The 26,865-nt window shown below is 69.1% G+C and carries 31 protein-coding genes; 21 read left to right on the top strand and 10 right to left on the bottom strand.

What is annotated here, in order from left to right; translation table 11 throughout:
- Positions 1 to 97 precede the first annotated feature (97 nt).
- A complete protein-coding gene (locus IJ15_RS0116080) occupies positions 98 to 886 on the bottom strand; it encodes an alpha/beta fold hydrolase (protein ID WP_031939372.1) in 789 nt (262 codons plus the stop codon).
- 55 nt (positions 887 to 941) lie between these two features.
- On the opposite strand from IJ15_RS0116080, the gene IJ15_RS0116075 reads away from it, so the two are divergent.
- The 19 genes from IJ15_RS0116075 (at position 942) to IJ15_RS0115985 (ending at position 17,243) form a co-directional block, all read left to right on the top strand.
- Positions 942 to 1,295, top strand: a complete 354-nt coding sequence (locus tag IJ15_RS0116075) for an ArsR/SmtB family transcription factor (protein WP_031939371.1) — start codon at positions 942 to 944, stop codon at positions 1,293 to 1,295.
- Between the two features lie 108 nt (positions 1,296 to 1,403).
- A complete protein-coding gene (locus IJ15_RS0116070; protein ID WP_031939370.1) occupies positions 1,404 to 1,733 on the top strand; it encodes a hydrogenase maturation nickel metallochaperone HypA/HybF in 330 nt (109 codons plus the stop codon).
- Between the two features lie 3 nt (positions 1,734 to 1,736).
- Positions 1,737 to 2,537, top strand: coding sequence for a hydrogenase nickel incorporation protein HypB (gene hypB, locus IJ15_RS0116065; RefSeq protein ID WP_051918998.1), 801 nt, complete (start codon positions 1,737 to 1,739; stop codon positions 2,535 to 2,537).
- A gap of 79 nt (positions 2,538 to 2,616) precedes the next feature.
- On the top strand, positions 2,617 to 3,702 hold the full coding sequence (locus IJ15_RS0116060; RefSeq protein ID WP_031939368.1) for an NADH-quinone oxidoreductase subunit B family protein: 1,086 nt from the start codon (positions 2,617 to 2,619) through the stop codon (positions 3,700 to 3,702).
- Positions 3,703 to 3,742: 40 nt separating this feature from the next.
- Positions 3,743 to 5,536 carry a nickel-dependent hydrogenase large subunit gene (locus IJ15_RS0116055; protein ID WP_031939367.1) on the top strand — a complete coding sequence of 598 codons (1,794 nt, stop codon included), beginning with the start codon at positions 3,743 to 3,745 and terminating at the stop codon, positions 5,534 to 5,536.
- Positions 5,537 to 5,544: 8 nt separating this feature from the next.
- Entirely contained in the window at positions 5,545 to 6,480 is a 936-nt protein-coding gene (locus tag IJ15_RS0116050; protein WP_031939366.1) for a NifU family protein, read from the top strand.
- Positions 6,477 to 7,148: a DUF5947 family protein gene (locus tag IJ15_RS0116045; RefSeq protein WP_031939365.1), complete on the top strand. Its 672-nt coding sequence runs from the start codon at positions 6,477 to 6,479 to the stop codon at positions 7,146 to 7,148. Before IJ15_RS0116050 ends, IJ15_RS0116045 begins: the two co-directional genes overlap by 4 nt.
- On the top strand, positions 7,145 to 7,786 hold the full coding sequence (locus tag IJ15_RS0116040; protein ID WP_031939364.1) for a DUF6084 family protein: 642 nt from the start codon (positions 7,145 to 7,147) through the stop codon (positions 7,784 to 7,786). Before IJ15_RS0116045 ends, IJ15_RS0116040 begins: the two co-directional genes overlap by 4 nt.
- A complete protein-coding gene (locus IJ15_RS0116035) occupies positions 7,783 to 9,222 on the top strand; it encodes a hypothetical protein (RefSeq protein ID WP_031939363.1) in 1,440 nt (479 codons plus the stop codon). The genes IJ15_RS0116040 and IJ15_RS0116035 overlap by 4 nt, the downstream gene beginning before the upstream one ends.
- Positions 9,219 to 9,338, top strand: coding sequence for a DUF6893 family small protein (locus tag IJ15_RS27075; protein WP_031939362.1), 120 nt, complete (start codon positions 9,219 to 9,221; stop codon positions 9,336 to 9,338). Before IJ15_RS0116035 ends, IJ15_RS27075 begins: the two co-directional genes overlap by 4 nt.
- A gap of 4 nt (positions 9,339 to 9,342) precedes the next feature.
- Positions 9,343 to 9,837: a hydrogenase maturation protease gene (locus IJ15_RS0116025; RefSeq protein WP_031939361.1), complete on the top strand. Its 495-nt coding sequence runs from the start codon at positions 9,343 to 9,345 to the stop codon at positions 9,835 to 9,837.
- Between the two features lie 3 nt (positions 9,838 to 9,840).
- The gene (locus IJ15_RS0116020; RefSeq protein ID WP_031939360.1) at positions 9,841 to 10,107 is read left to right on the top strand and encodes a HypC/HybG/HupF family hydrogenase formation chaperone; all 267 of its coding nucleotides are present in this window, start codon (positions 9,841 to 9,843) and stop codon (positions 10,105 to 10,107) included.
- Positions 10,104 to 12,488 (top strand): carbamoyltransferase HypF, encoded by a 2,385-nt coding sequence (gene hypF / locus IJ15_RS0116015; RefSeq protein WP_231569558.1) that lies wholly within the window; start codon positions 10,104 to 10,106, stop codon positions 12,486 to 12,488. The genes IJ15_RS0116020 and hypF overlap by 4 nt, the downstream gene beginning before the upstream one ends.
- Positions 12,485 to 13,231 carry a phosphoheptose isomerase family protein gene (locus tag IJ15_RS0116010; protein ID WP_031939358.1) on the top strand — a complete coding sequence of 249 codons (747 nt, stop codon included), beginning with the start codon at positions 12,485 to 12,487 and terminating at the stop codon, positions 13,229 to 13,231. The genes hypF and IJ15_RS0116010 overlap by 4 nt, the downstream gene beginning before the upstream one ends.
- Entirely contained in the window at positions 13,228 to 13,935 is a 708-nt protein-coding gene (locus IJ15_RS0116005; protein ID WP_031939357.1) for a D-sedoheptulose-7-phosphate isomerase, read from the top strand. Before IJ15_RS0116010 ends, IJ15_RS0116005 begins: the two co-directional genes overlap by 4 nt.
- A gap of 2 nt (positions 13,936 to 13,937) precedes the next feature.
- On the top strand, positions 13,938 to 15,035 hold the full coding sequence (gene hypE / locus IJ15_RS0116000; RefSeq protein ID WP_031939356.1) for a hydrogenase expression/formation protein HypE: 1,098 nt from the start codon (positions 13,938 to 13,940) through the stop codon (positions 15,033 to 15,035).
- An 18-nt stretch (positions 15,036 to 15,053) separates the two neighbouring features.
- Entirely contained in the window at positions 15,054 to 15,326 is a 273-nt protein-coding gene (locus IJ15_RS0115995) for a HypC/HybG/HupF family hydrogenase formation chaperone (RefSeq protein ID WP_031939355.1), read from the top strand.
- Between the two features lie 28 nt (positions 15,327 to 15,354).
- A complete protein-coding gene (gene hypD / locus IJ15_RS0115990; protein WP_031939354.1) occupies positions 15,355 to 16,485 on the top strand; it encodes a hydrogenase formation protein HypD in 1,131 nt (376 codons plus the stop codon).
- A complete protein-coding gene (locus tag IJ15_RS0115985) occupies positions 16,482 to 17,243 on the top strand; it encodes a DUF6390 family protein (protein ID WP_031939353.1) in 762 nt (253 codons plus the stop codon). Before hypD ends, IJ15_RS0115985 begins: the two co-directional genes overlap by 4 nt.
- Here IJ15_RS0115985 and IJ15_RS0115980 read toward each other — a convergent pair.
- The 6 genes from IJ15_RS0115980 to IJ15_RS0115955 form a co-directional block, all read right to left on the bottom strand.
- Positions 17,227 to 17,982 (bottom strand): energy-coupling factor ABC transporter ATP-binding protein, encoded by a 756-nt coding sequence (locus IJ15_RS0115980; protein ID WP_031939352.1) that lies wholly within the window; start codon positions 17,980 to 17,982, stop codon positions 17,227 to 17,229. The two genes, IJ15_RS0115985 and IJ15_RS0115980, sit on opposite strands and share 17 nt — an antisense overlap.
- Before the next feature lies 1 nt (position 17,983).
- Positions 17,984 to 18,742: a cobalt ECF transporter T component CbiQ gene (gene cbiQ / locus IJ15_RS0115975; protein WP_031939351.1), complete on the bottom strand. Its 759-nt coding sequence runs from the start codon at positions 18,740 to 18,742 to the stop codon at positions 17,984 to 17,986.
- Position 18,743: 1 nt separating this feature from the next.
- A complete protein-coding gene (locus tag IJ15_RS0115970) occupies positions 18,744 to 19,094 on the bottom strand; it encodes a PDGLE domain-containing protein (RefSeq protein ID WP_031939350.1) in 351 nt (116 codons plus the stop codon).
- On the bottom strand, positions 19,091 to 19,774 hold the full coding sequence (locus tag IJ15_RS0115965) for an energy-coupling factor ABC transporter permease (protein ID WP_031939349.1): 684 nt from the start codon (positions 19,772 to 19,774) through the stop codon (positions 19,091 to 19,093). Before IJ15_RS0115965 ends, IJ15_RS0115970 begins: the two co-directional genes overlap by 4 nt.
- A gap of 135 nt (positions 19,775 to 19,909) precedes the next feature.
- Positions 19,910 to 20,092, bottom strand: coding sequence for a hypothetical protein (locus IJ15_RS26720; protein WP_231569557.1), 183 nt, complete (start codon positions 20,090 to 20,092; stop codon positions 19,910 to 19,912).
- Positions 20,093 to 20,439: 347 nt separating this feature from the next.
- Complete coding sequence (locus IJ15_RS0115955) at positions 20,440 to 22,032, bottom strand: ABC-F family ATP-binding cassette domain-containing protein (protein WP_031939347.1); 1,593 nt, start codon at positions 22,030 to 22,032, stop codon at positions 20,440 to 20,442.
- A gap of 270 nt (positions 22,033 to 22,302) precedes the next feature.
- Between IJ15_RS0115955 and IJ15_RS0115950 the strand changes: the two genes are divergently transcribed.
- On the top strand, positions 22,303 to 22,794 hold the full coding sequence (locus IJ15_RS0115950) for a beta-class carbonic anhydrase (RefSeq protein ID WP_031939346.1): 492 nt from the start codon (positions 22,303 to 22,305) through the stop codon (positions 22,792 to 22,794).
- Positions 22,795 to 22,865: 71 nt separating this feature from the next.
- Here IJ15_RS0115950 and IJ15_RS0115945 read toward each other — a convergent pair whose 3' ends face one another.
- Positions 22,866 to 23,609 (bottom strand): alpha/beta fold hydrolase, encoded by a 744-nt coding sequence (locus tag IJ15_RS0115945; RefSeq protein ID WP_031939345.1) that lies wholly within the window; start codon positions 23,607 to 23,609, stop codon positions 22,866 to 22,868.
- An 89-nt stretch (positions 23,610 to 23,698) separates the two neighbouring features.
- On the opposite strand from IJ15_RS0115945, the gene IJ15_RS0115940 reads away from it, so the two are divergent.
- A complete protein-coding gene (locus IJ15_RS0115940; protein WP_031939344.1) occupies positions 23,699 to 24,394 on the top strand; it encodes a helix-turn-helix transcriptional regulator in 696 nt (231 codons plus the stop codon).
- A 31-nt stretch (positions 24,395 to 24,425) separates the two neighbouring features.
- On the opposite strand, the gene IJ15_RS0115935 is transcribed toward IJ15_RS0115940, so the two are convergent.
- Together IJ15_RS0115935 and IJ15_RS0115930 are read right to left on the bottom strand one after the other, a co-directional pair.
- Positions 24,426 to 25,079 (bottom strand): maleylpyruvate isomerase family mycothiol-dependent enzyme, encoded by a 654-nt coding sequence (locus tag IJ15_RS0115935; RefSeq protein ID WP_031939343.1) that lies wholly within the window; start codon positions 25,077 to 25,079, stop codon positions 24,426 to 24,428.
- 142 nt (positions 25,080 to 25,221) lie between these two features.
- On the bottom strand, positions 25,222 to 26,850 hold the full coding sequence (locus IJ15_RS0115930; protein WP_031939342.1) for an ABC-F family ATP-binding cassette domain-containing protein: 1,629 nt from the start codon (positions 26,848 to 26,850) through the stop codon (positions 25,222 to 25,224).
- Between the last annotated feature and the right edge of the window lie 15 nt (positions 26,851 to 26,865).

The following is a 26,865-nucleotide window of genomic DNA, read 5'->3' as shown; positions in this document are numbered from 1 at the left end:
CAACCTGATGGCCAGGTACATCTAGGGCGCCGTCGCTCGCTGAGGTCGTACCGATGGTGAAGGATTTCCGACGAATACCGTCAGAGATCCTTCACCATCAGTGCTCCTCCAGGAACGGCTTCACCACCGACAGGACCTCGGCGGAGGCCGCGACGGTGGTGGCATGGTCGAAGCCGTCGACCACCGCCAGGCGTGACCCGGGAATCAGCGTCGCCAGCCTCTTCGTGTCCGACAACCGGGGCCGGTCCTCGGACCCGACGAACAGCATCGTCGGAACCTCCAGCGCCTCGAGTGCCGCGTCGGGCAGGCCGGGTTCCTCCTCAGAGCGGCGCAGGTAGGCGACCAGGGCGCGGGTGTCGTTCGCGTCGAACGCGGCCCGCGTCGCCGGGTCCAGCGGCCACGGCCGGTGCGCGTTCCACCGGTCGAGGAACGCCGTCATGCCCTCGTGGTCGAGGACGTCGATGCAGCCGGGGAAGAACAGTTTGTCGAACGATCCGGCCTGGGGCCGACTGCTGCCGCCGCCGGCCGTGAGCGTGCGCAGACGCTCCGGTGCGGCGACGGCGAGTGACAGGCCGACCCGCGCCCCGAACGAGTAGCCCAGGTAGTGCGCCCGCTCGTGGCCCAGCGCGTCGAGCACCGCGACCAGGTCACCGACGACGAGGTCCATCGCGTACGACGACGTCTCGTACGGCTTGTCGCTGCGGCCGTGACCGCGCATGTCGGGCAGGATCAGCTGGAACTCGTCGCGCAGGGCCTTGACGTAGCCGAACGCGCGCCAGATGGCGCTGGACAGCGCCGTTCCGTGCGCGAGGACCAACGGCGGACCGTCCCCGATCACCCGGTACGCGATGCCGACGCCGTCGACGGGATTGACTGCCTGCTGCATGACCACACCCTCTACGTTAGGTCCCGATCCGGATTCGCAGACCTACACTGAGGCCGTGCCCGACACCTCCGCGATCGACCCGGACCACGTCCGCCGCGCCGCGCAGGCGCTCGTGACGCCGGACATCGCGGGCTGGGCCGGCCGCTTCGAACTGCTGTCCGATCCCAATCGGCTGCGGTTGCTGCTGTGCCTGCACCATGCGCCCGGCATCTGCGTCTCCGATCTCGCGGCCGCGCTCGGCATGACGGGCACCGCGGTGTCCCACGCGCTGCGGCTGCTGCGGCAGCAGGGGTGGGTGGCGGCTCAGCGCTCCGGCCGCACCGTCCGCTACCGACTGGTCGACGACACGGTGCACGAGTTGTTGCACACCATCGGGGCCACCCACTCCCACGAGCACGACGCCCGCTGACGCTGCACCGTCGGGCCCGGTGGCGCCTTGCTTCGCCGAATCCCTGTTGCCGGTCACGGGTGCGGCCTATCGTGACTTCGGACAGCCTCCGTCCGGAGGGGACCCGTGATGCACGAGATGGCGATCACCCAGAGCGTCGTCGACGCGGTGTGCGAGCGCGCCGGCGACCGTAGCGTGCACAGCATCCGGTTGCAGGTCGGCTGCCTGTGCGCGGTGGTGCCCGACGCGATGCAGTTCTGCTTCGAACTGATCACGGAGGGCACGGTCGCCGAGGGCGCCCGGCTCGAGATCGAGGAGCCTCCCGGACTGGCGCACTGCCGAGGCTGCGACACGGACTTTCCCCTGCAGGACCTGGTGCTGCTGTGTCCGTGCGGCAGCGCCGACGTCGAGGTCCTCTCCGGCCGCGAACTGCGGATCATGTCGATGGAAGTGGGTTGAACCATGTGTGCAACGTGTGGCTGCGGCAAGATCGACGAAGCCGGACATATCCATTCGCACGATCATTCGCACGATCATTCGCACGACCATTCGCACTCCCACGCGCCGAGCGCGACGGAGACGATCACGCTCGAGGAGAAGATCCTGGCCAAGAACGACCTGCTCGCGGCGGCCAACCGCACGTGGCTCACCGAGCGCGGCGTGCTCGCCTTCAACCTCATGAGCTCGCCCGGATCGGGGAAGACCACGCTGCTCGAGCGCACCGTTCGAGACCTGTCCGAGACCGGCCCGATCTCGGTGATCGAGGGTGACCAGGAGACGATGCTCGACGCCGAACGGATCAAGGCGACGGGATGTTCTGTGGTGCAGGTGAATACGGGCTCCGGATGTCACCTCGACGCGGCGATGATGCGCGGTGCGCTCGACACGCTGCATCCCGTGAACGAATCGTTGGTGTTCGTGGAGAATGTCGGAAATCTGGTGTGCCCGGCCCTGTTCGACCTCGGCGAGCAAGGTAAGGTTGTCCTGATATCGGTGACGGAGGGCGACGACAAGCCGCTCAAGTACCCGCACATCTTCGCGGTGGCCGACCTCGTGATCGTCAACAAGACGGACCTGCTCCCGTATGTCTCGTTCGACCCGGCGGTGTGCGAACGTAATGCAAGATCGGTGAATCCCGGTGTGCAGGTGGTGAATCTGTCCGCGACCAGCGGTGAGGGGCTGGACCGGTGGTATCGGTGGATCGCCGAGCGTCGCCTGGGATGGGCGACCGACGTTGACATCCGACCCCGGTCCGCGCCTTAATTGTGGTGGGCGTCGCGCAAGTGGGCCGAGGGTCGACTCCGGCGACGCAGGGGCGGATGCGCCCCGGGGAGTGGCCGACATGTCGACACCGACCAAAGCTGCGAACAAGTCAGGGCACGCCGAGGCCGACGATACGGACGAGGGACTCATCCACGTTCTGTGGATCAATGCGGGGCTCAGTTGCGACGGCGACTCCGTCTCACTCACCGCCGCGACGCAGCCGAGCGTGGAGGAGATAGTTTTCGGCGCACTGCCGGGCCTGCCCAAGATCGCCGTGCACTGGCCGTTGATCGACTTCGAGTGCGGGCCCGAGGGCGGCGCCGACGACTTCCTGGAATGGTTCTGGAAGGCCGACCGCGGGGAGCTGGAACCGTTCGTGCTCGTCGTCGAGGGTTCGATTCCGAACGAGAAGTTGCACGACGAGGGCTACTGGTGCGGGTTCGGCAACAATCCGGAGACCGGGCAGCCCGTCACCACGAGCGAGTGGCTCGACCGGCTGGCGCCGAAGGCGACGGCGATCGTCGCGGCGGGCACGTGTGCTTGCTACGGCGGTATCCACGCGATGGCCGGCAATCCGACCGGGGCGATGGGCGTGCCCGACTATCTCGGGTGGGATTGGAAGTCCAAGGCCGGTCTGCCGATCGTGTGCGTGCCGGGGTGCCCGATCCAGCCGGACAACCTGTCCGAAACCCTGACCTATCTGCTGTACCAGGTGACCGAGCAGGCGCCGATGATTCCGCTCGACGAATCGCTGCGACCGCAGTGGCTGTTCGGGCAGACCGTGCACGAGGGCTGTGACCGCGCCGGCTACTACGAGCAGGGCGACTTCGCGACCGAGTACGGCTCACCCAAGTGCATCGTCAAACTCGGCTGCTGGGGTCCGGTCGTGAAATGCAATGTGCCCAAGCGTGGTTGGATGGCCGGAATCGGCGGCTGCCCCAATGTCGGCGGCATCTGCATCGGCTGCACCATGCCGGGATTCCCGGACAAGTTCATGCCGTTCATGGACGAGCCTCCGGGCGGCAAGCTGTCGAGCACGGCGTCCGAGGTCTACGGATCGGTGATCCGCACCCTGCGCAGTGTCACCGGCCGGACGCTGGAGAAGGAACCGCACTGGCGTGCACCAGGGCGCCTGCTCAGGACGGGGGCCGTCCGCACCTGGTAGCGCGACCGCACGCGAACGCCGAGGGAAGAGAGGCATCTCGATGACTGCAACCGTGCCCGAGCCGAAACGGGGGACGGCCGACGACAAGGGCCTGGTCGAGATGGCCTGGGATCCGATCACCCGCATCGTCGGCAGCCTCGGGATCTACACGAAGGTCGACTTCGCCAACAAGACCGTCGCCGAGTGCCACAGCACGTCGTCGATCTTCCGCGGCTACTCACTGTTCATGAAGGGCAAGGATCCGCGCGACGCGCACTTCATCACCAGCCGGATCTGCGGCATCTGCGGCGACAACCATGCGACCTGCTCGTGCTACGCGCAGAACATGGCGTACGGGGTGCAGCCTCCACACCTGGGGGAGTGGATCGCCAACCTCGGTGAGGCCGCCGAGTACATGTTCGACCACAACATCTTCCAGGAGAATCTGGTCGCGGTGGACTACTGCGAGAAGATGGTGTCCGAGACCAACCCCGGGGTGCTCGCGCAGGCCGAGAACACTCCGGCGCCGCACGCCGACCAGCACGGGTATCGGAGCATCGCCGACATCATGCGGGCGCTCAACCCGTTCACCGGCGATTTCTACCGGGAAGCACTCCAGGTCAGTCGGCTGACCCGAGAGATGTTCTGTCTCATGGAGGGTCGGCACGTTCATCCGTCGACGCTGTATCCCGGCGGCGTGGGCACGGTGGCGACCGTGCAGTTGATCACCGACTACACGACGCGGCTGATGCGCTACATCGAGTTCATGAAGAAGGTCGTGCCCATGCACGACGACCTGTTCGACTTCTTCTACGAGGCGTTGCCGGGTTACGAGCACGTCGGTGAGCGTCGGGTGCTGCTCGGGTGCTGGGGCGCCTTCCAGGACCCCGAGGTGTGCAACTTCGCGTACAAGGACATGACCGACTGGGGGCGGAAGATGTTCGTCACCCCGGGCGTGGTCGTGGACAACAAGCTGGTGACGACGGACCTCGTCGACATCAACCTGGGCATCCGGATCATGCTCGGCTCGTCGTACTACGACGACTGGTCCGACCAGGAGATGTTCGTGAGCACCGATCCGCTGGGCAATCCCGTGGACCGGCGGCACCCGTGGAACCAGCACACCAATCCCAAGCCGCAGAAACGGGACCTCGAGGACAAGTACAGCTGGGTGATGTCGCCGCGGTGGTTCGACGGCAAGAACAACCTCGCGCTCGACACCGGCGGCGGTGCACTGGCCCGGATGTGGTCGACCGCGCTCGCCGGAATGGTCGAGACCGACGAGGTGCTGGCCACCGGCCACAGTGTCAAGATCGAATTCCCGAAGACGGCGCTCAAGGGGCCGGCGAGCTTCGAGTGGCGGATTCCGCAGTGGAGCAACACGATCGAGCGAAATCGGGCGCGGACGTACTTCCAGGCGTACGCGGCCGCGATGGCACTGCACTTCGCGCGCAAGGCGCTCGTCGAGATCAACGCCGGCCGGACCAAGACGTGGGAGCCCTTCGAGGTGCCCGACGAGGGCATCGGCTGCGGCTTCACCGAGGCGGTGCGCGGCGTGCTCTCGCACCACATGGTGATCCGGGACGGCAAGATCGCAAACTACCACCCGTACCCGCCGACGCCGTGGAACGCGAGTCCCCGCGACGCCGAGGGCATCCCGGGGCCGTACGAGGATGCGGTCACGGATCTGCCGATCTACGAGGAGAACGGCCGCGACGACTTCAAGGGCATCGATATCATGCGGACCGTGCGCAGCTTCGATCCCTGCCTGCCGTGCGGTGTGCACATGTACCTCGGCGACGGGAAGACCCTGGAGAAGCTGCATTCCCCGACGCAGTCCATGACCGGCGAGTGAGGTGAGGAATGGGGCCGGTTGACGACGAGACACAGATCCGGACACACGAATCTGATCGCTGGCGGGGCGCCGGCGATCGGATCGAGACGCTGCTCGACGCCTCCGCGGCCGGAGGCCCGGTCGCGCGGGAACGCGCCGAGCAACTCGTCCGCGAGGTGGTGGACCTCTACGGTGAGGCGCTCGGTCGCATCCTGGCGATCGGTGAGCACACGCCCGGACTGGTCGACGAACTCGCACGTGACGAACTGGTGTCGAGTGTGCTGCTGGTGAGTGGGCTGCATCCGCACGCCGTGGGCACCCGGGTGCGGACGGCGCTCGACAGTGTCCGCCCGTACCTGGGATCGCACGGCGGTGACGTCGAACTCGTCGACGTGTCCGAGGACGGGGTCGTGCGCCTGCGTCTGCTGGGCAGCTGCCACGGGTGTCCGTCGTCGGCGGTGACGCTGCAACTCGCGGTGGAGGGCGCCGTGCAGGCGGCCGCGCCGGAGGTCACGACCATCCAGGTGGAGACCGACGAGGGCGAGAGCGCGCCCACGCCGGGTGTCTTCCCGGTCGACTCGCTGCTCGCGCACGTGCGGGAGAGCGCTCAGCCCAGCGGAAACTGGCTCGCGGTACCGGAGTTCGGTGAGCTGGAACCCGGCGAGGTGGGCGGGTTCACCGTCGGGGGACTGACGATGCTGGTGTGCCGCCTGGGTGACGAACTCTTCGCGTACCGGGACCGGTGCCCCGCGTGCGGGAACTCGATGGCGGGCACCGCGATGGCGCGCCGTGCCGGCGGTCCGGTGAACGATGCGGTCCTGCGATGTCCGAGTTGCCGTGCCCACTACGACGTCCGCCGCGCCGGGGCCGGGGTCGAGGCGCCGGACGAGCACCTCGATCCGCTGCCGGTCCTGGTGCGGGACGGCGTGCTCTCGGTGGCCGTGCCCACGGCGGTGACCGGGTGAGTGCGCCGCGCGGACCAGGCACCCCCACCGGATCGGCGTTGGGGGTGCTGCGTCGTATCGCGGCGACCAGGCCGGGTGCGCCGGCGGGCGAGCGGTGCGAGATGTGCGCGGTCCCGATCGCCGACGAGCACTCGCACGTCGTGAACATGGCCGGACGACAGTTGATGTGTGTGTGCCGACCGTGCTACCTGCTGTTCACCGAACCCGCTGTGGGGCTGAAGTATCGGGCCGTGCCGGACCGGTACGTGTCGTTCCCGGAGTTCCGGCTGGGTCCGGGGCAGTGGGACGGGCTGGAGATCCCGGTGGGACTGGCCTTCTTCTTCCGCAACTCCGTGCAGGAGCGCACGGTCGCGTTCTATCCGGGGCCCGCCGGTGCGACGGAATCGGAACTGCCGATCGCGGCCTGGGATGCCGTCGTCGAGGCCAATCCCGCGCTCCGCGCGGTGGTCGACGACGTGGAGGCGTTGCTGATCCGGGTGCCGACCACCGGTCCCGGCGGCGCGGAGTGCCACCTGCTGCCGATCGACGCCTGCTACGAACTGGTGGGCCGGCTACGGCGCTGCTGGCGCGGATTCGACGGCGGGCAGGACGCCCGAGGAGAACTCGACGACTTCTTCGCACGGATCGAACGCCGCAGCATCGCGGCCCGCGGGGGAGGTGTGTCGTGACGGCGGTGGATTTCACGGTGCTGTCGATCGCGCCGGAGTCGTTCGCGGTGACCCCCAACCTGATCGCGCGACTGCGGATCACGGAGAGCACCGGTGCGACGGTGCATGCGCTGGTGCTGCGCTGTCAGATTCGGATCGAACCGCGGCGGCGTCGCTACTCGGACGCCGAGGAGGCGGGGCTGCTGGACCTGTTCGGGCCGCGGGAGCGCTGGGGCTCGACCCTGTCGACCTTCCCGTGGCTGCACACCACAGCGGTGGTGCCGGGGTTCACCGGCGAATGCGTGACCGAACTGGTCATGCCCTGCACGTACGACTTCGAGGTGACCGCGTCGAAGTATCTGCACGCGCTCGAGGGCGACACGGTACCCCTCAGCTTTCTGTTCAGCGGAACGGTCTTCACCAAGGGCAGCAACGGTTTCGGTGTCGAACAAGTGCCGTGGGACCGCGAGGCGCAGTTCGACATGCCGGTCGAGGTGTGGCGCGATGTGGTGCGGCAGAACTTCCCGTCGAACGGGTGGATCCGGCTGGACCACGACACGATCGCGGCGCTGGTGCGGTTCAAGGCGGCACGCGGCCTGCTCGGGGTCGATCAGGCCGTGGCCGAACTGCTCGACGGTGTGGGGGAGGTCGCGACATGACCGGGGTCCGCGACCTGGCGCAGCTGCGCGCAGTGGCCGACGCAATCCTCTACGAGGGCTACCTGCTGTACCCCTATCGGTCCACATCGGGAAAGAACCAGTCGCGCTGGCAGTTCGGTGTCGTGGGGCCCGTCGGCGCCGCCGAGCGGGGGCTCGGGGAGGACGCGTCGATGCACGTCGACTGCGTGCTCGACCGGGCATCGGACGACGTCGTCGTCGAGCCGGTGCTGCGGTTCCTGCAACTGCAGGTCCGCACCGCGGAGGCGTCCGGCGCCGCTGGGTACGCGCCCGTCCCGGAACTCGTGGCCGACGGGCAGACCTGGGTGAGCTGGGACGAGGCCGTGGAGGTGGAGATTCCGCTCGGCGCGGTCACCATGCCCGAATTGCTCGCCGGCACCGAACGCGAGATCAGGGTTCCTGGCGGCAGCGACACCGAATCGGTCGGCGCCGCGGGTCGTCTCGTCCGCGAACGGTTCCCGTTGCGCGGCAGGGTCGATCTGCGCGCGACGACTGTGGGTGCTGCGGTCCGGTTGGGTGTCGACGTCCGGAACGAGGCGCGCCTCGACGACCTGGCCCGCCCGGACGTCGCGGCGAAGGACACCGCGATCCGGCACTCGTTCATCGGTGCCCACCTGGTGCTCTCGGTCGCCGGCGGTCGTTTCGTGTCGCTGCTCGACCCACCCGCCGGGTTCGCCGACGCGGTGGCCGGTTGCCGGCAGTTCCGGTGCTACCCGGTGCTCGCGGGTGAGCCGGACCCGTCCGCGCCGGGGACCGGTGACATCGTGCTGGCCACGCCGATCATCCTGTACGACCACCCGGAGGTGGCGCAGGAGAGCGGCGGAGACCTGTTCGACGCCACCGAGATCGACGAGATCCTCACCCTCCGTGTCATGACGATGACCGACGCGGAGAAGGCGCAGGCGCGCGCGACCGACCCGCGGGCGGCGCAGATCATCGACCGGTGCGACAGCATGACGGCCGCCGAGATGCAGCAGTTGCACGGGGCGCTGCGCGATCCGCGGGCCTTCGGTGCCGGGCTCGCCGAACCCCCGACGTTCGTCACCCCCGGTGGCCTGGTCCCCGAGGTGCCCGACGACGTCCCGTGGTGGGATCCGGCCGCCGATACCACCGTTCGTCCCGGGCAGGACGGCGTCCTCGTCGGCGGCGTACGTGTCGCGAAGGGGAGCCTGGTGCGGCTGCGGCCGTCCCGGCGCGCCGACGCGCAGGACCTGTTCTTCGCCGGCCGGGTGGCGCGGGTGGCGACCGTCCACGCGGATGTGGACGGCGGCACACACGTCGGGGTGGTGCTCGTCGACGATCCCGCGGCGGAACTGCACGACTGGTACGGCCGCTACCTGTACTTCGCGCCGGACGAAGTGGAACCACTCGATTCGCAGGGAGTTTCGGCGAACGAGCGAGAGGAGAATCAGTCATGAGGGCAGTAGGAATGTTCTCCACCGTGTTGTTCGCGGCGGTGGCAGCGGCCGGCGTGTGGATCACGGTGCGTTCGATCCCGGACATGCAGCGGTATCTGCGGATGCGTCGGATGTGACGCCGTGACGTCCGCACCTCCGCGTGTCCTGCTCGCAGGTATCGGCAACATCTTCCTCGGCGACGACGGCTTCGGGCCGGCGGTGTTGCAGGCGGTGGCCGGGGGATCACTCCCGGAGGGTGTGCGTGCGGAGGATTACGGGATCCGGGGCATGCACCTCGCGTACGACCTGCTGGGCGGCTGGGACGGGTTGATCCTGGTGGATGCGGTGCCGGACCGCGGAACCCCGGGCGCGATACGCGTGTTCGAGGTGAACCGGGAACTGCCGGACACGTCGCCGCGACTCGACGCGCACGGGATGGATCCGGCGTCGGTGTTCGCGAGCCTCGCGGCATTGGGGGGCGCGCTGCCGCGCACCGTCGTGATCGGGTGCCAGGTGCGGGACGTCGACGAGGGGATCGGGCTGTCCGGACCGGTCGCGCGGGCGGTCCCCGCCGCCGTGGACGCGGCCCGCGCGGTCCTCGCGGAGTTCGGTGCCGGCGTCGGGGTGGAGGGCTGAGTGATGTGTCTGGGAATCCCGGGTCGAGTGATCCGGATGCTCGACGGCTACGGCGGCCAGTTGGCGCTCGTGGACGTGGCGGGCAGCGCGCGCAAGGTCAACATCGGCATGCTCGACGACACGACCCTCACTCCCGGCGACTGGGTGGTGATCCACATGGGGTTCGCGGTGGAACGCGTCGATGCTGCCGGTGCCGAGCAGGCGATGGCGGGGCTGGAACTGATGGGGCGCCCTCGCGACGTGCCGGGCGAGCTGGGCGGTCCGCCGTGACGGCCGAGGCGGCCGACACCGTGCTGGCGAACCGGGCCGCGGTGGCGCGGCACCGGGTGATCGTGCGCGGGGTGGTGCAGGGTGTGGGGTTCCGTCCGTTCGTGGCGCGCCTGGCCGCCGGTCTCGGGCTGACCGGACACTGCGGCAACGACGAGGTGTCGGTGTTCGTCGAGGTCGAGGGCTCGCCGGGGGCGCTGGCCGAGTTCGCCGAGCGGGTGCGGCGGGACGCACCGCCGCTGGCGGTGGTGCTGGAGGTGACGGTCGCGCCGATGCCGGTCCACGGCGACGGCGCGCGAGACTTCCGGATCGTGCCCAGCAGGCACGCCGCCGGTGTGCGGACCCTCGTCCCTCCCGACGTGGGGATCTGCGAGGACTGCGCGCGCGAGATGGCCGATCCCGCCGACCGGCGGTACCGGCACCCGTTCGTGAACTGCACCAACTGCGGTCCCCGCCTCACCGTCGTCACCGACCTGCCGTACGACCGGCCCGCGACGACGATGGCGCGGTTCCCGATGTGCCCGCGGTGCGCTCGCGAGTACCACGACCCCACCGACCGGCGGTACCACGCGCAGCCGATCTGCTGCCCGGACTGCGGGCCGCGAATCTTCCTGGAGGCGAACGGGGTCCGAATCGACGGCGACGACGCGGTGCTCGAGCGGGTGCATCGGGAACTCGGCGCCGGGGGCATCGTCGCAGTGAAGGGGATCGGCGGATTCCACCTGGTGTGCGACGCCGGCAACCCGGACGCGGTGCGACGACTGCGGGAGCGAAAGCACCGTCCTGCCAAACCGTTCGCGGTGATGGCGGCGGACCTGTCGGCAGCGCGGGCGGTGTGCCGCGTCGACGCTGCCGAGCGTGCGGTGCTGCGGAGCCCTCCGCGCCCGATCGTGTTGCTGCGGAAGACCGCGGGAGTCGCCGTGGTCCCGGACGTGGCGCCGGGTCTGGACGAGGTGGGCGTGCTGCTGCCGTACGCGCCGCTGCACCACCTGCTGTTCGTCCCGGTGCCCGGCAGCGACGTCCGGCCGCCGCGCCTGCTGGTGATGACGTCCGGGAACCGTGGCGGCGAACCGCTGTGCTTCGACAACGACGATGCGCGGCACCGTCTCGGTGGCATCGCCGACGCCTTCCTGATGCACGACCGGGACATCGCGGTGCCGTGCGAGGACTCGGTGCTCAGGGTCGTGGACGGCGAGATCCAGCCGATCCGGCGGTCCCGCGGCTACGCGCCGCTGCCGGTGCTGTTGGATCGGCCCGGCCCGGCCGTGCTGGCGGTGGGTGCGGAGGTGAAGAACACCTTCTGCCTCACCCGGCAGGACTTCGCCTTCTGCTCCGCGCACCTCGGTGACATGGGCAGCCTGGAGAGCCGACGCGCCTTCGACGCGTCCGTGGCGCTGCTGTCGGCGCTGCACGACGTCCGGCCCACACTGGTGGTGGCCGACGCGCATCCCGGGTACGCGACCCGGCGGTGGGCGGAGGACTTCAGCGACCGGGCCGGCGTGGACCTGCACACCGTCCAGCACCACCACGCGCATGTCGCGGCGCTGGCCGCCGAGCACCGGCTGATCGGAACACCGTTGCTGGGCATCGCCTTCGACGGAACCGGCTACGGCTGTGATCGCACCGTGTGGGGCGGTGAGATGCTCCGGGTGGGCACCGATCTCCTCGACACCGCCCGTGTGGGGCACCTGCAGCCGTTCTCGCTGCCGGGCGGCGATGCCGCGGTCCGCAACCCGGCACGGGTGGCGCTGGCGCTGCTGCACGAGGCCGGTCTCGATTCCGCCGACCTGCCCTGCGGCCGGGCCCTGGAGGCCGACGAACGAGCAGTTGTGGCAGCGCAATTGGAGTCGGGACAGGGCTGCGTCCGGACCACGAGCGTCGGACGGCTGTTCGACGGCGTCGCCTCGCTGCTCGGGATCCGGCACCGGGTGAGCTACGAGGCGCAGGCCGCGATCGAACTCGAGGCGCTGGCCCGCACCGCCCGCAGCCCCGCGCCGATCGGGATGCAGGCCGCCGGCGGGCAACTGCTTCTCGGCGAGTTGCTCGACGGACTCGTGACGAGTGTCCGCGCGGGCACGCCGGTTCCGGAACTGGCGCTCGGATTCCATCACGCCCTGGCCGCGGCCACCGCACGCCTCGCCGTGGGCGTCGCCCGGGCGGCGGGCATCGACGTCGTCGGACTGACTGGCGGGGTGTTCCAGAACCGGCTGCTGACGTCGCTGCTGCGCCGCCGACTGGAGGGCGCGGGGCTGACCGTGCTGACCCACCACGTGGTGCCGCCCAACGACGGCGGGTTGTCGCTGGGGCAGGCGGTGCTGGGACTCGCGGCGCTCGAGGCGGAGCGGTGCGGACGGACCGAGGCGACCGAGGGGATGCAACCATGACGACGAGCGACACCCGGGTGGAACTGATCGACCGCGAACTGTCCGCGGATCTGGCGGCATCTGCGCTGGCACTGGCCCGCAGATTCCACAACGGCGCGACACTGTGGGTGGTCTCGCCGCAGTGGGAACCGCACGCGCACCACGTGGCGGTCGAGTTCGTCCATCCCGTGATCATGGGGAAGCGGGCGTTGCCGTCGGTGTCGCTCGTGGAACCGGATCCGGTGGCGCAGTGCCGTGTCGCGGCCCGGCCGGGCGATGTGATCCTCGCGGTGGCGTCCGCGGACCAACCGCAGGTCCGCGACATCATGCGCCGCGCGCCGGCCTGGGGCACCGACACGATCTGGATCGGCTCGGGTCCCCGACCCGGCGCCGGCGCGGCCACCCACATCCTGTGGGTGGACTCCGACGACCCGATGGTCCCCGCAACCGGACGGTTCGTGCTGATGTACCACCTGCTGTGGGAACTCACGCACGTGTGCTTCGAACATCCGGGACTGCTCCGCGACCCGGAACCGGCCGACTGCGCCGACGACGTGTGCGTCACGTGCAGCGACGAGGCACGGCTCGCGGAAGTGGTGCTGGTACCGGTGAATTCGTTCGACGGCGTCCTGGTGCGCACCGCGGCGGGGGAGGAACGGGTGGATGCGACGTTGATCGACGACGTCGCCGAACGGGATTTGCTGCTGATCCACGGCGGCGCGGCGATCACCCGCGTCGAATCCGGCGAGGAGGTGCGGCGATGAGCGGCACGGGTCCCGAGTCCGCGCCGGAGGGCACGGACTTCCTGTATCCCTTCATCGAGGCCCACGAGCAGGGCGCCGACACGCTCCTCGACGACCTCGCCGCGTCGGCCCGGGACAAGGCAGCGGAAAGTGCCCGGCTGCAGCGCGACTCGGTCACCGAATGGGGCGAGCGCATCGACGAGGCCGGGGCCCGGATGGCCGAGCGGTTCGCCGACGGCGGTCGGCTCTACACGTTCGGCAACGGCGGTAGTTCGACGGATGCCGCGACGCTCGCATCGCTGTTCAGCCGACCGGCCCGCGGGCGGCCCGTCGCGGCGTGGTCGCTGGCCGCGGACCAGGCGGTCGTCACCGCGCTCGGCAACGATGTCGGCTTCGACCTGATCTTCTCGCGGCAGATCATCGCGCACGCCCGCCCGCACGACATCGCGATCGCGCTGTCGACGTCCGGTAATTCGGACGACCTGATGATCGCGCTGGCGGAGGCGCGCCGACGTGGGCTGCTCACGATCGGATTCGCCGGCCACGACGGCGGCCGGATGGCCGTCAGCGACGACCTGGACTACTGCTTCACCATCCGGTCGCAGAGCATCCACCGCATCCAGGAGAGCCACGCTCTCGTCGGCTACCGGTTGTGGGCGGCGGCCCAGGGACGACTTCTACCGGAACCCGAGCGTTCGACCGCGACACCGGGACAGGAGGGTTAGCCATGGCAACCGAACCCAGGACGGCCACCGAGCGCGAGGACCGGGTGCTGGACCGCATCGCGTCCTTCCGTAAACGTCGGCCCAGGTTGCTCGAGGACGTGGTGACGCTGGCCCACGGGGCGGGCGGGAAATCGTCGGCTGCACTGGTGGACTCGGTGTTCGTGGAGGCGCTACGCAATCCGCACCTCGAGCAACTCGGTGACGCCGCGGCGCTGAGCCTGCCGTCGGGCGAACGAATCGCCTTCTCCACCGACTCGTTCGTGGTGCAGCCGTTGCAGTTCCCGGGCGGATCGATCGGCAACCTCGCCGTCCACGGCACCGTCAACGACCTCGCGGTCTCCGGTGCGCGGCCGCTGTGGCTGTCGGCGGCCTTCGTCATCGAGGAGGGATTTCCCATCGCGTTGCTGCGCGAGATCGTCCGGGACATCGCCGATTCGGCGGCGCAGGCCGGTGTGCACGTGGTCACCGGGGACACCAAGGTGGTCGGGAAGGGCGCGGCGGACGGCGTCTACATCTGCACCGCCGGCGTCGGCGCGCTGCCGGTCACGACGCGGTTGGGCCCCGAGTACGTGCAACCGGGGGACCGGGTGCTGTTGTCCGGCACCATGGGCGAGCACGGCATGGCCGTGATGCTGGCGCGCGGCGAACTCGCGATCGAGGCCGACATCCGTTCCGACACAGCGCCGGTCAACGCTCTGGTGCATGCGCTGCTGGATGCCGCACCGTCCACCCGGTGGATGCGCGACGCGACGCGCGGTGGTGTCGGCACAGTCTGCAACGAGCTGGCCCAGTCCACCGGGTTCGCCGTCGTTCTCGACGAGGAGGCGCTGCCGGTGCAGCCGCAGGTGCTGGGCGCGTGCGACCTGCTCGGCATCGACCCGCTGTACGTCGCGAACGAAGGCAAGTTCGTGGCGGTGGTCGCGGCAGCCGAGACGGAGGCCGCGGTGACGGCGCTGCGCAGCTGCCCGGGTGGCGAGGACGCTGCCGTCGTCGGCGAGATCCTCGCCGAACCCGAGGGCATCGTCGCGCTGCGAACGGCGTTCGGCGGCAGCCGGATCGTGGACATGCTCGTCGGTGATCCGCTGCCGCGGATCTGTTGAACGAGGAAGGAGCCGACCATGTGTCTGGGCATTCCGGGGCAGGTGGTGCAGATGGTGGACACCGAGCAGCACCTCGCGAAGGTGGACGTGAATGGGGTCCAGCGGACGATCAGCGTGCGCCTGCTCGCCGACGACGGACTGGTCGTCGGCGACTGGGTCCTCGTCCACGTGGGCTTCGCGATGGCGAAGATCGACGAGGCCGAGGCCGCGCTGACGCTCGACCAGGTCCAGAAGATGGGCGCCGACTACGTCAACGAGATCGACGCGTTCAACTCGTCGAGAATCAACTGACGCACGCGCGTCACCGAGGAGGGGCACCATGAAGTTCGTGGACGAATTCCGCGATCCGGCGGCAGCACGGGCGCTGGTCCGGTCCATCACCGATCTCGCCGGCGACGACGAGTTCAAGTTCATGGAGGTGTGCGGCGGACACACCCACACCATCTACCGGCACGGTATCGAACACCTGCTGCCGCGGTCCGTGGAGCTCGTGCACGGACCCGGGTGCCCGGTGTGTGTGATCCCGATGGGGCGCGTCGACGACGCGATGTACCTCGCCGAACAGCCCGACGTCATCTTCACGACGTTCGGCGACATGATGCGGGTGCCCGGTTCCCGCGGGAACCTCATCGAGGCCAAGGCCCGTGGCGCGGACGTGCGATTCGTGTACTCACCGCTCGACGCCCTCAAGATCGCGCTCGACCATCCCGACAAGCAGGTGGTGTTCTTCGCGGTCGGGTTCGAGACCACCGCCCCGTCCACCGCGGTGACGTTGGTGCGGGCCCGGCAGATGGGCGTCACGAACTTCAGCATCTTCTGCAACCACGTGACGATCGTGCCGCCCATCAAGGCGATCCTCGAGTCGCCGGACCTGCGGCTGTCGGGCTTCCTCGGCCCGGGCCACGTCTCGACGGTGGTGGGGTTGCGGCCGTACCGTTTCGTGCCCGAGGTGTACGGGAAACCGATGGTGGTCGCCGGGTTCGAACCACTCGACATCCTCGCATCGGTGCACATGCTGCTGCAGCAGATCCGGGACGGTCGGTGCGAGGTGGAGAATCAGTACATCCGCGTGGTCCGTCCCGAGGGGAACACGCAGGCGCTGAAGCTGATGAGCGAAACCTTCGCGCTGCGTCCGCATTTCGAATGGCGCGGACTGGGTTTCATCTCCCAGAGCGCCCTGAAGATCCACCCCGACTACGCCGAGTTCGATGCGGAGGAGCGCTTCTCGATGCCGGGCGTGCGGGTCGCGGATCCCAAGGCGTGCCAGTGCGGCGAGGTACTCAAGGGTGTCATCAAGCCGTGGGAGTGCAAGGTGTTCGGCACCGCCTGCACCCCGGAGACCCCGATCGGCACGTGCATGGTGTCGCCGGAGGGCGCATGCGCGGCGTACTACAACTTCGGGCGCCTGCACCGGGAGACGGCGCTGCTGGTGGGGCGGAGACCCGAGTGAGCGGCCGGGCCGGTCGGGCCCTGTTCGCGCGGTACGCATACGCGCCGAATGCGCTGGGCTACTGCGGTCCTGCCGCGGCGGGACTCGAGGCGGTGGCGTGCGGGGCCGGGACGGACGTCGACGTCGGTGCCGCGGCTCGGCAGTTCAGCGGCGCGTGGCCGTACCAGCAGTTGCTCGCCGAACTGGCGGGGGTGGACGACCCCCTCGACGCGGCGGTGGTGCGCGGCTACTGGACCGGCAACGAACTGACCGCGTCGGTGGATCGGGAGCAGTTCGGCCGGGAACTGTTGGCCCGCTTGGGGGCGCAGGCCGGGCACTACTGGAAGCACCTCACCGAGGACCTGCTGCCCGAGGCGGCGCCGACACATGCCTTCCATGTGTTCGGGGTGTATCCGTGGACCCGACTGCTCGGCACCGGCATGCCGCAGCCGCTACAGGTGCTGGACTCGTGTCGCATCCGCAACGGCGTCGTCCTGGAGTTGCGGCCGGACACCGCCGTGGTGCATTCGCGGGGACTGCAGTTCGACGGCACGAAGCTCTCGTTGGGCCCGCTCGAGGACAGGGCGGTTCGTCGACGTGTCCCGGCCGGCTCGTTCGTACCGGACCTGCGGGTGGGCGACCGGGTGGCCGTGCACTGGGATCTGGTGTGCGACCGGCTCGACGCTGATGAGGCTGCCTCCCTGGAACACTGGACGGACTGGCAGCTGGGGCGGACGAACGTCCGGCTCGCACACGAAGCCGTCACCGATCCGGCGTAGGCGCGGGAAGTACGAATCCCCACGGCAGCTCCAGGCGGTGCGCCGCCAGCAGGTCGGTGTCGCCGAGTATGCGTTCGATCCGTTCGTCCGCGACCAGACATCCGTCATCGAGAATCACTGCACGATCGCATAATTGGGCGGCGTACGGCAGGTCGTGGGTGACCAGCAGCAGGGTGGTGTCGAGGCCTTGGAGCACCTCGGCGAGTTCGCGCCGGGCCACGGGGTCGAGGTTGCTCGACGGTTCGTCGAGCACCAGAACCTCCGGTCGGCACGCCAGTACCGTGGCAAGCGCGACCCGTCGGCGTTGACCGGCGGATAGATGCCCGGCGCTGCGCTGTGCGTGCTCGGCCATCCCCACATGCTCGAGGGCGTCGGCCACGCGGCGTTCGAGATCGCTGCCGCGGACCCCGAAGTTGGCCGGCCCGAACGCGACATCCTCGGCGACAGTGGGCATGAACAGTTGGTCGTCGGGATCCTGGAACACGACACCCACCCGGCGTCGGATCTCGCGGACGCTCCCGCGGCCCAGCTCGAGCCCCCCGATCGACACGCTGCCCGCGGTGGGGGTGAGGACCCCGTTGAGTTGGAGCATCAGCGTGGTCTTGCCGGCCCCGTTCGGTCCCAGCACGGCGACCCGGGCGCCCGCCGCGACCGTGATATCGATGCCGTCCAGCGCCCGGCGTCCGTCCGGGTACGTGAAGGTCAGCCCGCGTACGTCGATCGCTGTCGGGGAAGTCATCTCACACGATCCACGCTGTCGTCGCGATCGACACCACGCACACCGCCGGCGTCAGGCCCGCGCACCAGGCAGCTGGGGGCGCGGGTGTGTCCGCCAACGGCACGGTGCCGGTGAACCCGCGGGACGCCATCGCCAGGTGCACGCGTTCGCCGCGCTCGTAGGCGCGGAGGAAGACGCCGCCGACGCCGCGGGCGGTCGCCCCCACCTGATGCAGGGTGCGCGGGTCGTCGCCTCGGGCGATCCGGGCGGTTCGCATCCGATCGATCTCCCCGGCGAGGATGTCGACGTACCGGAGCATCAGCGTCACGACCGTGACGACGATGCCGGGCACGTGCAGGCGCGACAGCCCGGCCGGCAGCGCGCGGACGGGAGTGGTGGCCGCGAGCGTCAACGACACCAGCACGCCGAGGGTGCCCTTGACGAGGATGTTCCACGCCGCCCACAGCCCGGGCACCGACAGCGAGATCCCGGCGACCGTGACCCGGTCACCCGACTCGGCGAACGGCAGCAGCACCGCGAGCACGACGAACGGCAGCTCGATGAGCATCCGTGGTGCCAGCCAACGCACTCCGATGCCCGCGATACGCCACACCACGACGAGGACGCCGAGATAGAGGGCGAACGCCCACACCGCCTCGCGTGGTGTGGCGACCACCGCGAACACGCCGACGAAGGCCGCGAGGATCTTCACCTCCGCCGGCAACCGGTGGACCGGGGACGTGCCCTCGCGGTAGAGCGGGTGAGTGTGTGCACCGGACACGTCACGGCCCCTGTCGGCGGCGCGCGAGCGCCCGAAACAGTAGTCCGGCCAACACGAACACCGCGATGACCCCCAGTACCCCGGCCACGCCGGTGAGCGCGGAGTCGCCGCGGATCGAGTAGTCGGCGAACGGTGACGAGGACAGGTGGTGATCGGTGGCGCTCTGTGCGATGCAGTCACCCACCAACTGTTCGCCGCCGTCGGTCTCGACCACCTGGCACCCGCGCTGTGTGGTGGAGTCCAGTCCGTCGGGACTGGAACTGGCGAAATAGGACAGCACGCCGGCGATCAGCAGCGCCGCGACCGCGAAACCGACCAGGAACCACGAACGGGTGGCCGCGGGCCTGCTCACGGCGTCGCCGCCGTCCGTGCTGTTCGCACCGGCTGTGTCCGCAGCAGATACACCAGATCGGGTCGGGCCCGGGCGACCGCGACCACCGTGAACGCGGTGATGATGCCCTCCCCGATCCCGATCAACGCATGCGTGCCGAACATGTAGGCGGCGACGGTGTGCAGCGACGTCACCGACGCGCCGCCGATCGCGTACTCGACCACGAACATCGACGCCGCGAGAACCGTTGCGCACCAGGCGGAGATGAACGAGAGAACGCCGATCCCGGCGTCACCGCGTCGAACGAGCAAGGGCCGCAACGCGACGGCCACGCCGTACCCGACCGCGGTCCCGACGAGGGCCATGTTGGTGACGTTCGCGCCGAGCGCGGTGAGCCCGCCGTCCGCGAACAGCAGTGCCTGGACCGTCAGCACGATCGTGATACACAGCGCGCCGGTATACGGCCCCACCAGAATTGCCGCCAGCCCGCCCCCCAACAGGTGACCACTGACGCCGGGCAGAATCGGGAAATTGATCATCTGGACCGCGAAGATGAAGGCCGCGACCAGGCCGGCCATGGGGGCGGTGCGTTCGGTGAGTTCGGTTCGGGCCCGCCAGATCGCGATGCCCACACCGACGATCGCTACGGCCCAGAACAGAGCCGACGTCGGAGCGTTGATGATGCCGTCGCTCATGTGCATGGCGACGATCTGACTCGGCCCACCCGTGTATTCGACAGCCACACTGCCCTCCTGGGGCGAGGGGATCGGTGGTGTCGAGTTTATCGAGTCATGTGAACACCTGAACAGGCTTTCCGGAATAGTCCCGTTCGGGCGTCAGCGCGGACGAAGCAGGAGGTACGCGAGGGCCACCGGAACGACGGTCAGGAGCAGGACGCGGAAGGCCTCGCCCGCCCGGACGCCGATCATCGTGGCCAGGACCGCCGGGCCGAGCGCACCCAGCGTGGACGCGAGAACCAGCAGGATCCGCCGTGTGCGTATCCGCCTCGCACGGGCCACTGTGGCCACTGTGGCCTCTGTGGCCTCTGGGGCTATCGAACGGGCCTGCCACTGCGCGCGGATGTGATCCGTCGTATCGATGCTCGTGCGGTCGCTCGTGGTCGTCTCGGTGGCGTTCACGGCATCTACCTCTCGGCTCGGTCGCCCCCCAGGCTACGGGCAATTTCGGCGCGTTCGGACGCCGTTCTTCGGGGGTCGGAAACCGAAGCAGCGCAATCGGTTCGTTTGATGCCCGTGTGGCTGGTGTGGCGACATTCCGGGACGTTCGTCGCTAGTGCCGTCGATGCCCGCCGTGTTAGCCGCTGCCGCGGGCTCCGTCATCTGTGGCGGATGTCATACGGGCGGCGTCAGGCGTCGACCAGCCCGTCCTCCGTGAGTTCGAGCCGGCGCGTGATGCCGATGTCGCGCAGGAACTGCCGATCGTGACTCACGACGATCAGCGCTCCGCGGAACTCGTTCAACGCCTGCACGAGATGGTCCAGCGAGGGCAGGTCGAGGTTGTTCGTCGGCTCGTCGAGCAGCAACAGTCGCGGCGGTGGCTCCGCCGTCAGCAGCAGCGCGAGCGCCGCCCGCAGTCGTTCGCCGCCGGACAGCGTCGCGACTGCGGCATCGGCCTCGGCACCGCGGAACAGGAACCGGGCCAGGCTGCCCCGGATCCGTTCGACGGAGGCGTGGGGCGCCGCGGTCGCGACGTTCGCCGCCACCGACAGCTGCTCATCGAAGATGTCGAGGCGCTGCGGCAGGAAGCCGAACGGCACCCGGGTGCCGCAGTGCGTGATCTCCTGCAGTGCGGTCGTCTTGCCGACGCCGTTGCGGCCGGTGAGCGCGATCCGTTCCGGTCCGGTGACGGTGAGATCGACAGTCTGGCCGGTGCGCAGTCGCGTGCCGGCCAGTTCGATCACCTGCTGCCCCGGATGCACCGCGGTGTCCGGGAGGTCGATGCGGATCTCGCGGTCGTCGCGCACCCGATCCTGCGCCTCGGTGAGCGCCTTCTTCGCGTCGTCGACCTTCTCGATGTGGTTGCCGCGCAGCTTGCCTGCCGATTCCTGGGCAGCCCGCTTTCGCATACCCATGATGATCTTGGGTTCGCGCTTGTTCTCGAACATCTTCTTGCCGTAGCGCGCGCGACGATCCAGTTTGATCTGCGCCTCGATCAGCTCGCGGCCCTGCTTGCGGACATCGCTGCGCGCGTCGCGGACGGCCGCCTGCGCGGCCTGCTGCTCCGCCTCGATCGCCCGCCGATAGTCGTCGAAGTTACCGCCGAACAATCGAATTCGACCGTCACGCAGTTCGGCAATCGCGTCGACCGACTCGAGCAGATCACGGTCGTGGCTGACGAGCAGGACGGTGCCGGGGAACTGCCGGACTGCGGCATCGAGCAGATCGCGGCTGGTCTCGTCGAGGTTGTTGGTCGGTTCGTCGAGCAGCAGGATGTCCGGCTCGGCCAGCAGTTGTGCGGTGAGCCCGAGCAGCGTCGTCTCGCCGCCGGACAACTCTCCCACCGTCCTGTCCAGGTCGGCGATGTCGGCGACGATGCGCCGCAGGCCCAGCCGGTGCAGGATGGACACCGCACGCTCCTCGATGTCCCACGCCGCACCGACGGTGTCGAAATCGCTGTCGGTGCCGACGCCGGACTCGATGCGCGCCAACGCTTGTCGGACATCGGCGATTTCGAGGATCGCGTCGACCCGCACGCCCGGATCGAGCGTCAGATCCTGCGGAAGGTAGCCGACGGTGCCGTGCGTGGTGATCGACCCGCGCGCCGGTTGCAGGCGGCCCGCGATCAGCTTCAACAGCGTGGACTTGCCACAGCCGTTGAGACCGACGAGCCCGGTTCGTCCCGAACCGAAGACGGCGTCGAGGCCGTCGACGACGGGGGAGCCGTCGGGCCACGAGAAGGTGAGATCGGACAGGGATACGGACGTGGAGGGATGTGCCATGGAGACTCCGAGAGGTTTGCGTGCGAGGCGCAGTCCTGTGCCGTGGCACACGACGCGCAGGGCGCGGGATCACCTCTACAGGAGCAAGGGCCTGTCCTATCGATCGGAAACACGAACGTCGACCACGGTATGACCGGTTCAACCGCCGCGCAACCGGTTTATTCCGCTCACGGGGAGCGGAAGGGTTCCGCGGGCGCGCAGGCGCGACGATCATGGAAGGCGTGCGCGGGCATTCGACCCCGCTCGACCTCAGGAACCCGGGAGACGCCGATGACGGTCACCGACGAATACCTCGAGAACAACAAGCGCTACGCCGAGACCTTCTCCGGACCGTTGCCGCTCCCACCGAGCAGACATGTCGCGGTGGTCGCGTGCATGGACGCGCGACTGGACGTGTACCGGATCCTCGGGCTCGGTGCCGGCGAGGCGCACGTGATGCGCAATGCGGGCGGCGTCGTCACCGACGACGAGATCCGGTCGCTCGCGATCAGCCAGCGACTGCTCGGAACACGGGAGATCATCCTGATCCACCACACCGACTGCGGCATGCTCACCTTCACCGACGACGCGTTCAAGCGCGCCATTCAGGACGAGACCGGCATCAAGCCGAACTGGTCGGCGGAAGCGTTCCCCGATGTGGAGGAAGACGTCCGGCAGTCGCTGCGGCGCGTGGCGAACAGCCCGTTCGTCACCCTCACCGAGTCGTTGCGGGGCTTCGTGTTCGACGTCGCCACGGGACGGCTCACCGAAGTCCGGGACTGAGCGGTTCGCGGTGCCCGGTCGCGCCCGTCGACCGAGCACCGCGGCCATCCTTCCTCGAGTCTGTCTGCGGTTCAGCCGGCTGGGGGAGTCGCTGCTGCGGCGATGACGCGGGAGAGGTCGCCGGGGCGGCTCCACATGGGCCAATGCCCGGTCGGGAGGTCGACGAGGTCGACATGCTGGAGGTTCGACACCTCGGCGAACATGGGATGACCCGCGTCGGCCAGTTCCACGATCTGCGCGCTCGGGATCGAGCAGCACACCAGAGTGGTCGGGACCGCCAGACGCGCATCGTTGGTGAGCTTCACTTCCTGGCGGAGCACGGGACCGGGTTCCGGAACGGCCCTGGCTCGAAACCGCTCGAGAGCTGCGGAGCTCAGGCCCTCGAGGCTGGCCTGCTCCCCGAGCGCGTCGAAGGGCGGCAGGGGAAACTCGTTCAGATCCTCGGGCGCATCCGGGGCGAAGACACTGCCGGACGCGACGGGTCCACTGTCGACCCACACCACCCGGCGGACAAGTTCAGGATGCTGATCGAGCACCAGGCTCACCGGCGCGTTGGCTCCGCTGTGCGCCACGACGACCACCGGCCGGGCCTCGGACTCCTCGGCCTGGGTCATGGTCTGCACGATCGCCTTCGCCTGGTCGTCGAGCGTCCTGGACGCCCGCTCGGGGTCCCGCTCGTCGAGGCCGGGAAGCGTCATCGGGATGGTTCGCCAGCCGTCAGCGGTCAGGTGTTCGCGCACCTCGTCCCATGCCCAAGCCCCCAGCCAATGGCCGGGGATCAGGATGATGGTCGGGTTGCTCGCGTTCGTCGTCACATCACGATGCTCTCAGGCCTCCGGGACAACGGTGTGTCACCATTTTGGCATGAATTTTCGGCGGGGTGGGAAATGAGCCGGGGAGTGAGATGAAGAGGGCGGAGCGGCTCCACGCACTGTCCGAGATGCTGCGGCGCAGCGGATCGCGTGGATGCACTGCCGAGCGACTGGCACAAGAGTTCGGCGTGTCCGTGCGGACGGTCAAGAGAGACCTCACCGCACTCGAGAACAGTGGCGCGCTGATCTGGTCGCGCCCGGGCCCCGGCGGTGGCTACGGGCTCGTCGCCCGCAGCACGCTGCCGCCGGTCAGCCTGACCCCCGTGCAGGCAGTGGCGCTCCTCGCGGCAGTCTCGGCCGCACCCGATGCCCCCTACGCCGATCTCGCCTTGGCGGGCGTTCGGAAGATCATGGACGTACTCGATCCACGGACCCGGACGAAGGCCGATGAGCTGGCCAGTCGCGTCTGGGTCGATGCGCCTCCCACTCCGCGCACGATCAAGTCGGCACTGGAGGAAGCGATGGCCGAGCAACGGGTGGTGCGCATCCGCTACACCTCGGGTGACGGCGACAAGACCACCCGCGACGTCGAGCCGGTGATGTTCGCCTCCAGGAACGGCCATTGGTACCTGATCGGATGGTGCCGGCTACGCGGCGATATGCGGTGGTTCCTGGTGTCCCGGATCGAGCACGCCAGTGCAACCAGGATTGCCTGTAGCGGCCATACCGTCGACGAGATCGGCATCCCCCCACCGACAGCGAGACCTGTTAATGGCCAACGTGATTGAGGAACTCGATCAACCTGTCCGGTCAGTACGATCAGACGTTCGGCGGCGGGCAGTCAGATGCGCTGCCGGTCCGGCCTCTCAGCGTCGCCAGGCCGGGGCCCTCGAGCTCGCCCGTGACATCGTGGCGGCCGGCGATGGACATGAGCAGCGCCTCGCCTGATCCGCGGATCTCGGGTCCGCGTCCCGCGGCCCAGTCCAGGTCGGTGGCGACCAACCGAAGGCCCCGGATGCGTCTGCGCGCACCGATCGGGGGCGCGATGCGCGCGAAGCTCAGCGCGGGCGCGAGCCGCTCGGCGGGAATGTCCCGGGGGATGCCGAGCGGTCGACGAATGTCCTGCTGGTGGATCATCCCGTCGACGAGCGCGATTCGGCTCCCGAAGGCGGTGGTCAGCCCCCTGGGTTGCAGGCTCCGGTCCAGTAGATCGACGAGCTGTTGCGGGCCCTGCCCATCGAAATCTGCCAGTCCGATGTCGTTGGCGCGATCGAACCGCAGCCGGCCGCGCATGAACCGGCTCACCACCCCGACCGGGCCCAGCTCCTCGTAGCTCAGCATGTGGGCAACGACGTCGCGGACAGTCCAGCCGGCGCACAGCGACGGCTCTTGCCACTGCTGCGCGGTCAGTGATTTCAGGAGAGCTGCGAGCTGGGCCCGCTCGGCGTGAGCCAACTCCGTCACGTCACGCATCAGACCTCCCGGACCGGTGACAGCTGCGCGGTCGCAGCTGTCACCGGTGTCCCGGTTTCGGCGGCGGCAGTCATGGACGCAGTATTTCCCACGCCGAGCCGGCTGTCGGCCGAATCGCGTCAGGCGGGGTGCCGCCTCGCCTTCACCGCATCTCGGCACCGAGGGCGAGCCGGGGCCAGCGCGCCAGGTCGGCGAGTAGCTGCCGATCGTGGGTGGCCACGACGACAGTGGCAGGCGTAACCGACAGTGCGGCGGTGAGTTCCTCGACCAGAGATACCGACAGGTGATTGGTGGGTTCGTCGCAGAGGAGCATCGTGGGCCGGGCCGCGAGTTGCATTGCGAGGTGAAGTCTGCGCTGTTGGCCTTGCGAGAGCTTCCCGACGGGAACGCCTCGGGATCGCTTCTCCAGCAGGCCCGTCGATGCGAGGGGGAGTGGATCGACGTCGAGGTGCAGGTCGAGACTCCGGATGTGGCGCTCGTAGAGTTCGTGCGCGGTCAGTTCGGGTTCCCACGCCGGAACTTCCTGGCCGATCAGCGCGATGCGGGCACCGGCGCGGCGATGAACGCTGCCCGTTGTCGGCGTCAGCTCACCGGCGAGCACGGCGAGCAGCGTCGATTTGCCTGCACCGTTGTGGCCGGTGACGAGCAGCCGGTCACCCGCATCCAGGGAAAGCCCGACCGGGGAGTCCAGCCGGTCTGCCACCGTGACGTCGTCGCAGCGAAGCAGCGGGGCACCCGAGCGGACCACCAGGTCGGGAAACCGCAGTCGCAGAGGGGGTTCGGGCACGGTGACGGTATGGGCCTCGAGATCGGATCGGCGCCGCTCGAGTGCCTGCACCAGACCGGGTGCGCGGGACTGGCGCTGGTGCTTGCCGTGCCCCTTGTCGGGGCGCCAGCCGGTGCGGAGCCGGTCGCGGGCCTGCGCGACGGCTTCCTGCAGGCGGGCACGCTCGGTGAGCTGTTCGTCATGCTCGTGCACCCATCGTTCGCGAGCCCGCCGTCGCCCGTCCTGCCATCCGGTGTAGCCGCCGGCGAAGAGTTGCGGGCGATCGTCCTGGCTCGGATCCAGATCCAGGAACTGCTCGGCAACCTCGTGCAGGAGCGCGCGATCGTGGCTGACGATCGCGAGTCCGCCGGAGCGGGATCGGAGGCGTTCGGTGAGGAAGTCCAACCCGTCCCGATCCAGGTGATTCGTCGGTTCGTCCAGCAGGAGGATGTCCTGTGCGGACCCGAGCAGACAGGCGAGGCGTATCCGGTAGCGCTGGCCGACGGAAAGCGTCGCCAGCGGGCGCTCCCGGTCGCTGCACGCATGTAGAGCAGCCAGCGCGATATCGATGCGGCGCTCCGCATCCCAGGCATCGAGCCGGGTCGCGGCATCCAGGGCCGTGGCGTAGGGCTCGTCGGCCCCCGGCTCGCCGGCCGCGAGCCGAACCGCCTCGATGTCCAGTGCCCGCAACGCCAGGACGGATGGTTCGATGGTTTCGGCGATCAACGTGCCGACGGTCTCATCCGCACGAAAAGGTATGGCCTGCTGAGCGATACCCAGTGAGCCGACTCGGCTGACCGACCCGGCGTCGGGCTGCCGAATTCCTGCGAGTACGTGCAGGAGAGTGGTCTTGCCGCGGCCGTTCTCGCCGACGACGGCAAGCCGTGAACGATTGGACACCGTGACGGAGACATCCGTCAGGACCGGTCGGGATCCGAGGGTGACGTGGACCGACTGTGCTCGGATGTGGGCCTGCGCGCCGGCAGGAAGGGGGAAGACGGACATCGATTCTCCGCAGCT

It is taken from the genome of Prescottella defluvii, assembly GCF_000738775.1.
In the GTDB taxonomy this organism is placed as follows: domain Bacteria; phylum Actinomycetota; class Actinomycetes; order Mycobacteriales; family Mycobacteriaceae; genus Prescottella; species Prescottella defluvii.
This window is presented reverse-complemented; position numbering and strand designations above follow the sequence as displayed.

What these genes read in the sequence shown, in the direction of transcription:
- IJ15_RS27075 (WP_031939362.1), top strand. Translation starts at nt 9,219, where the DNA reads ATGAGGGCAGTAGGAATGTTCTCCACCGTGTTGTTCGCGGCGGTGGCA.
- IJ15_RS0116010 (WP_031939358.1), top strand. Translation starts at nt 12,485, where the DNA reads ATGACGACGAGCGACACCCGGGTGGAACTGATCGACCGCGAACTGTCC.
- IJ15_RS0115950 (WP_031939346.1), top strand. Translation starts at nt 22,303, where the DNA reads ATGACGGTCACCGACGAATACCTCGAGAACAACAAGCGCTACGCCGAG.
- hypB (WP_051918998.1), top strand. Translation starts at nt 1,737, where the DNA reads ATGTGTGCAACGTGTGGCTGCGGCAAGATCGACGAAGCCGGACATATC.
- IJ15_RS0116050 (WP_031939366.1), top strand. Translation starts at nt 5,545, where the DNA reads ATGGGGCCGGTTGACGACGAGACACAGATCCGGACACACGAATCTGAT.
- hypE (WP_031939356.1), top strand. Translation starts at nt 13,938, where the DNA reads ATGGCAACCGAACCCAGGACGGCCACCGAGCGCGAGGACCGGGTGCTG.
- IJ15_RS0115935 (WP_031939343.1), bottom strand. Translation starts at nt 25,079, where the DNA reads ATGCGTGACGTGACGGAGTTGGCTCACGCCGAGCGGGCCCAGCTCGCA.
- IJ15_RS0116005 (WP_031939357.1), top strand. Translation starts at nt 13,228, where the DNA reads ATGAGCGGCACGGGTCCCGAGTCCGCGCCGGAGGGCACGGACTTCCTG.
- IJ15_RS0115940 (WP_031939344.1), top strand. Translation starts at nt 23,699, where the DNA reads ATGAAGAGGGCGGAGCGGCTCCACGCACTGTCCGAGATGCTGCGGCGC.
- IJ15_RS0116070 (WP_031939370.1), top strand. Translation starts at nt 1,404, where the DNA reads ATGCACGAGATGGCGATCACCCAGAGCGTCGTCGACGCGGTGTGCGAG.
- IJ15_RS0116020 (WP_031939360.1), top strand. Translation starts at nt 9,841, where the DNA reads ATGTGTCTGGGAATCCCGGGTCGAGTGATCCGGATGCTCGACGGCTAC.
- IJ15_RS0115955 (WP_031939347.1), bottom strand. Translation starts at nt 22,032, where the DNA reads ATGGCACATCCCTCCACGTCCGTATCCCTGTCCGATCTCACCTTCTCG.
- IJ15_RS0115965 (WP_031939349.1), bottom strand. Translation starts at nt 19,774, where the DNA reads ATGCACATGAGCGACGGCATCATCAACGCTCCGACGTCGGCTCTGTTC.
- IJ15_RS0115995 (WP_031939355.1), top strand. Translation starts at nt 15,054, where the DNA reads ATGTGTCTGGGCATTCCGGGGCAGGTGGTGCAGATGGTGGACACCGAG.
- IJ15_RS0116060 (WP_031939368.1), top strand. Translation starts at nt 2,617, where the DNA reads ATGTCGACACCGACCAAAGCTGCGAACAAGTCAGGGCACGCCGAGGCC.
- IJ15_RS0115930 (WP_031939342.1), bottom strand. Translation starts at nt 26,850, where the DNA reads ATGTCCGTCTTCCCCCTTCCTGCCGGCGCGCAGGCCCACATCCGAGCA.
- IJ15_RS0115980 (WP_031939352.1), bottom strand. Translation starts at nt 17,982, where the DNA reads ATGACTTCCCCGACAGCGATCGACGTACGCGGGCTGACCTTCACGTAC.
- IJ15_RS0116080 (WP_031939372.1), bottom strand. Translation starts at nt 886, where the DNA reads ATGCAGCAGGCAGTCAATCCCGTCGACGGCGTCGGCATCGCGTACCGG.
- IJ15_RS0116055 (WP_031939367.1), top strand. Translation starts at nt 3,743, where the DNA reads ATGACTGCAACCGTGCCCGAGCCGAAACGGGGGACGGCCGACGACAAG.
- hypD (WP_031939354.1), top strand. Translation starts at nt 15,355, where the DNA reads ATGAAGTTCGTGGACGAATTCCGCGATCCGGCGGCAGCACGGGCGCTG.
- IJ15_RS0116035 (WP_031939363.1), top strand. Translation starts at nt 7,783, where the DNA reads ATGACCGGGGTCCGCGACCTGGCGCAGCTGCGCGCAGTGGCCGACGCA.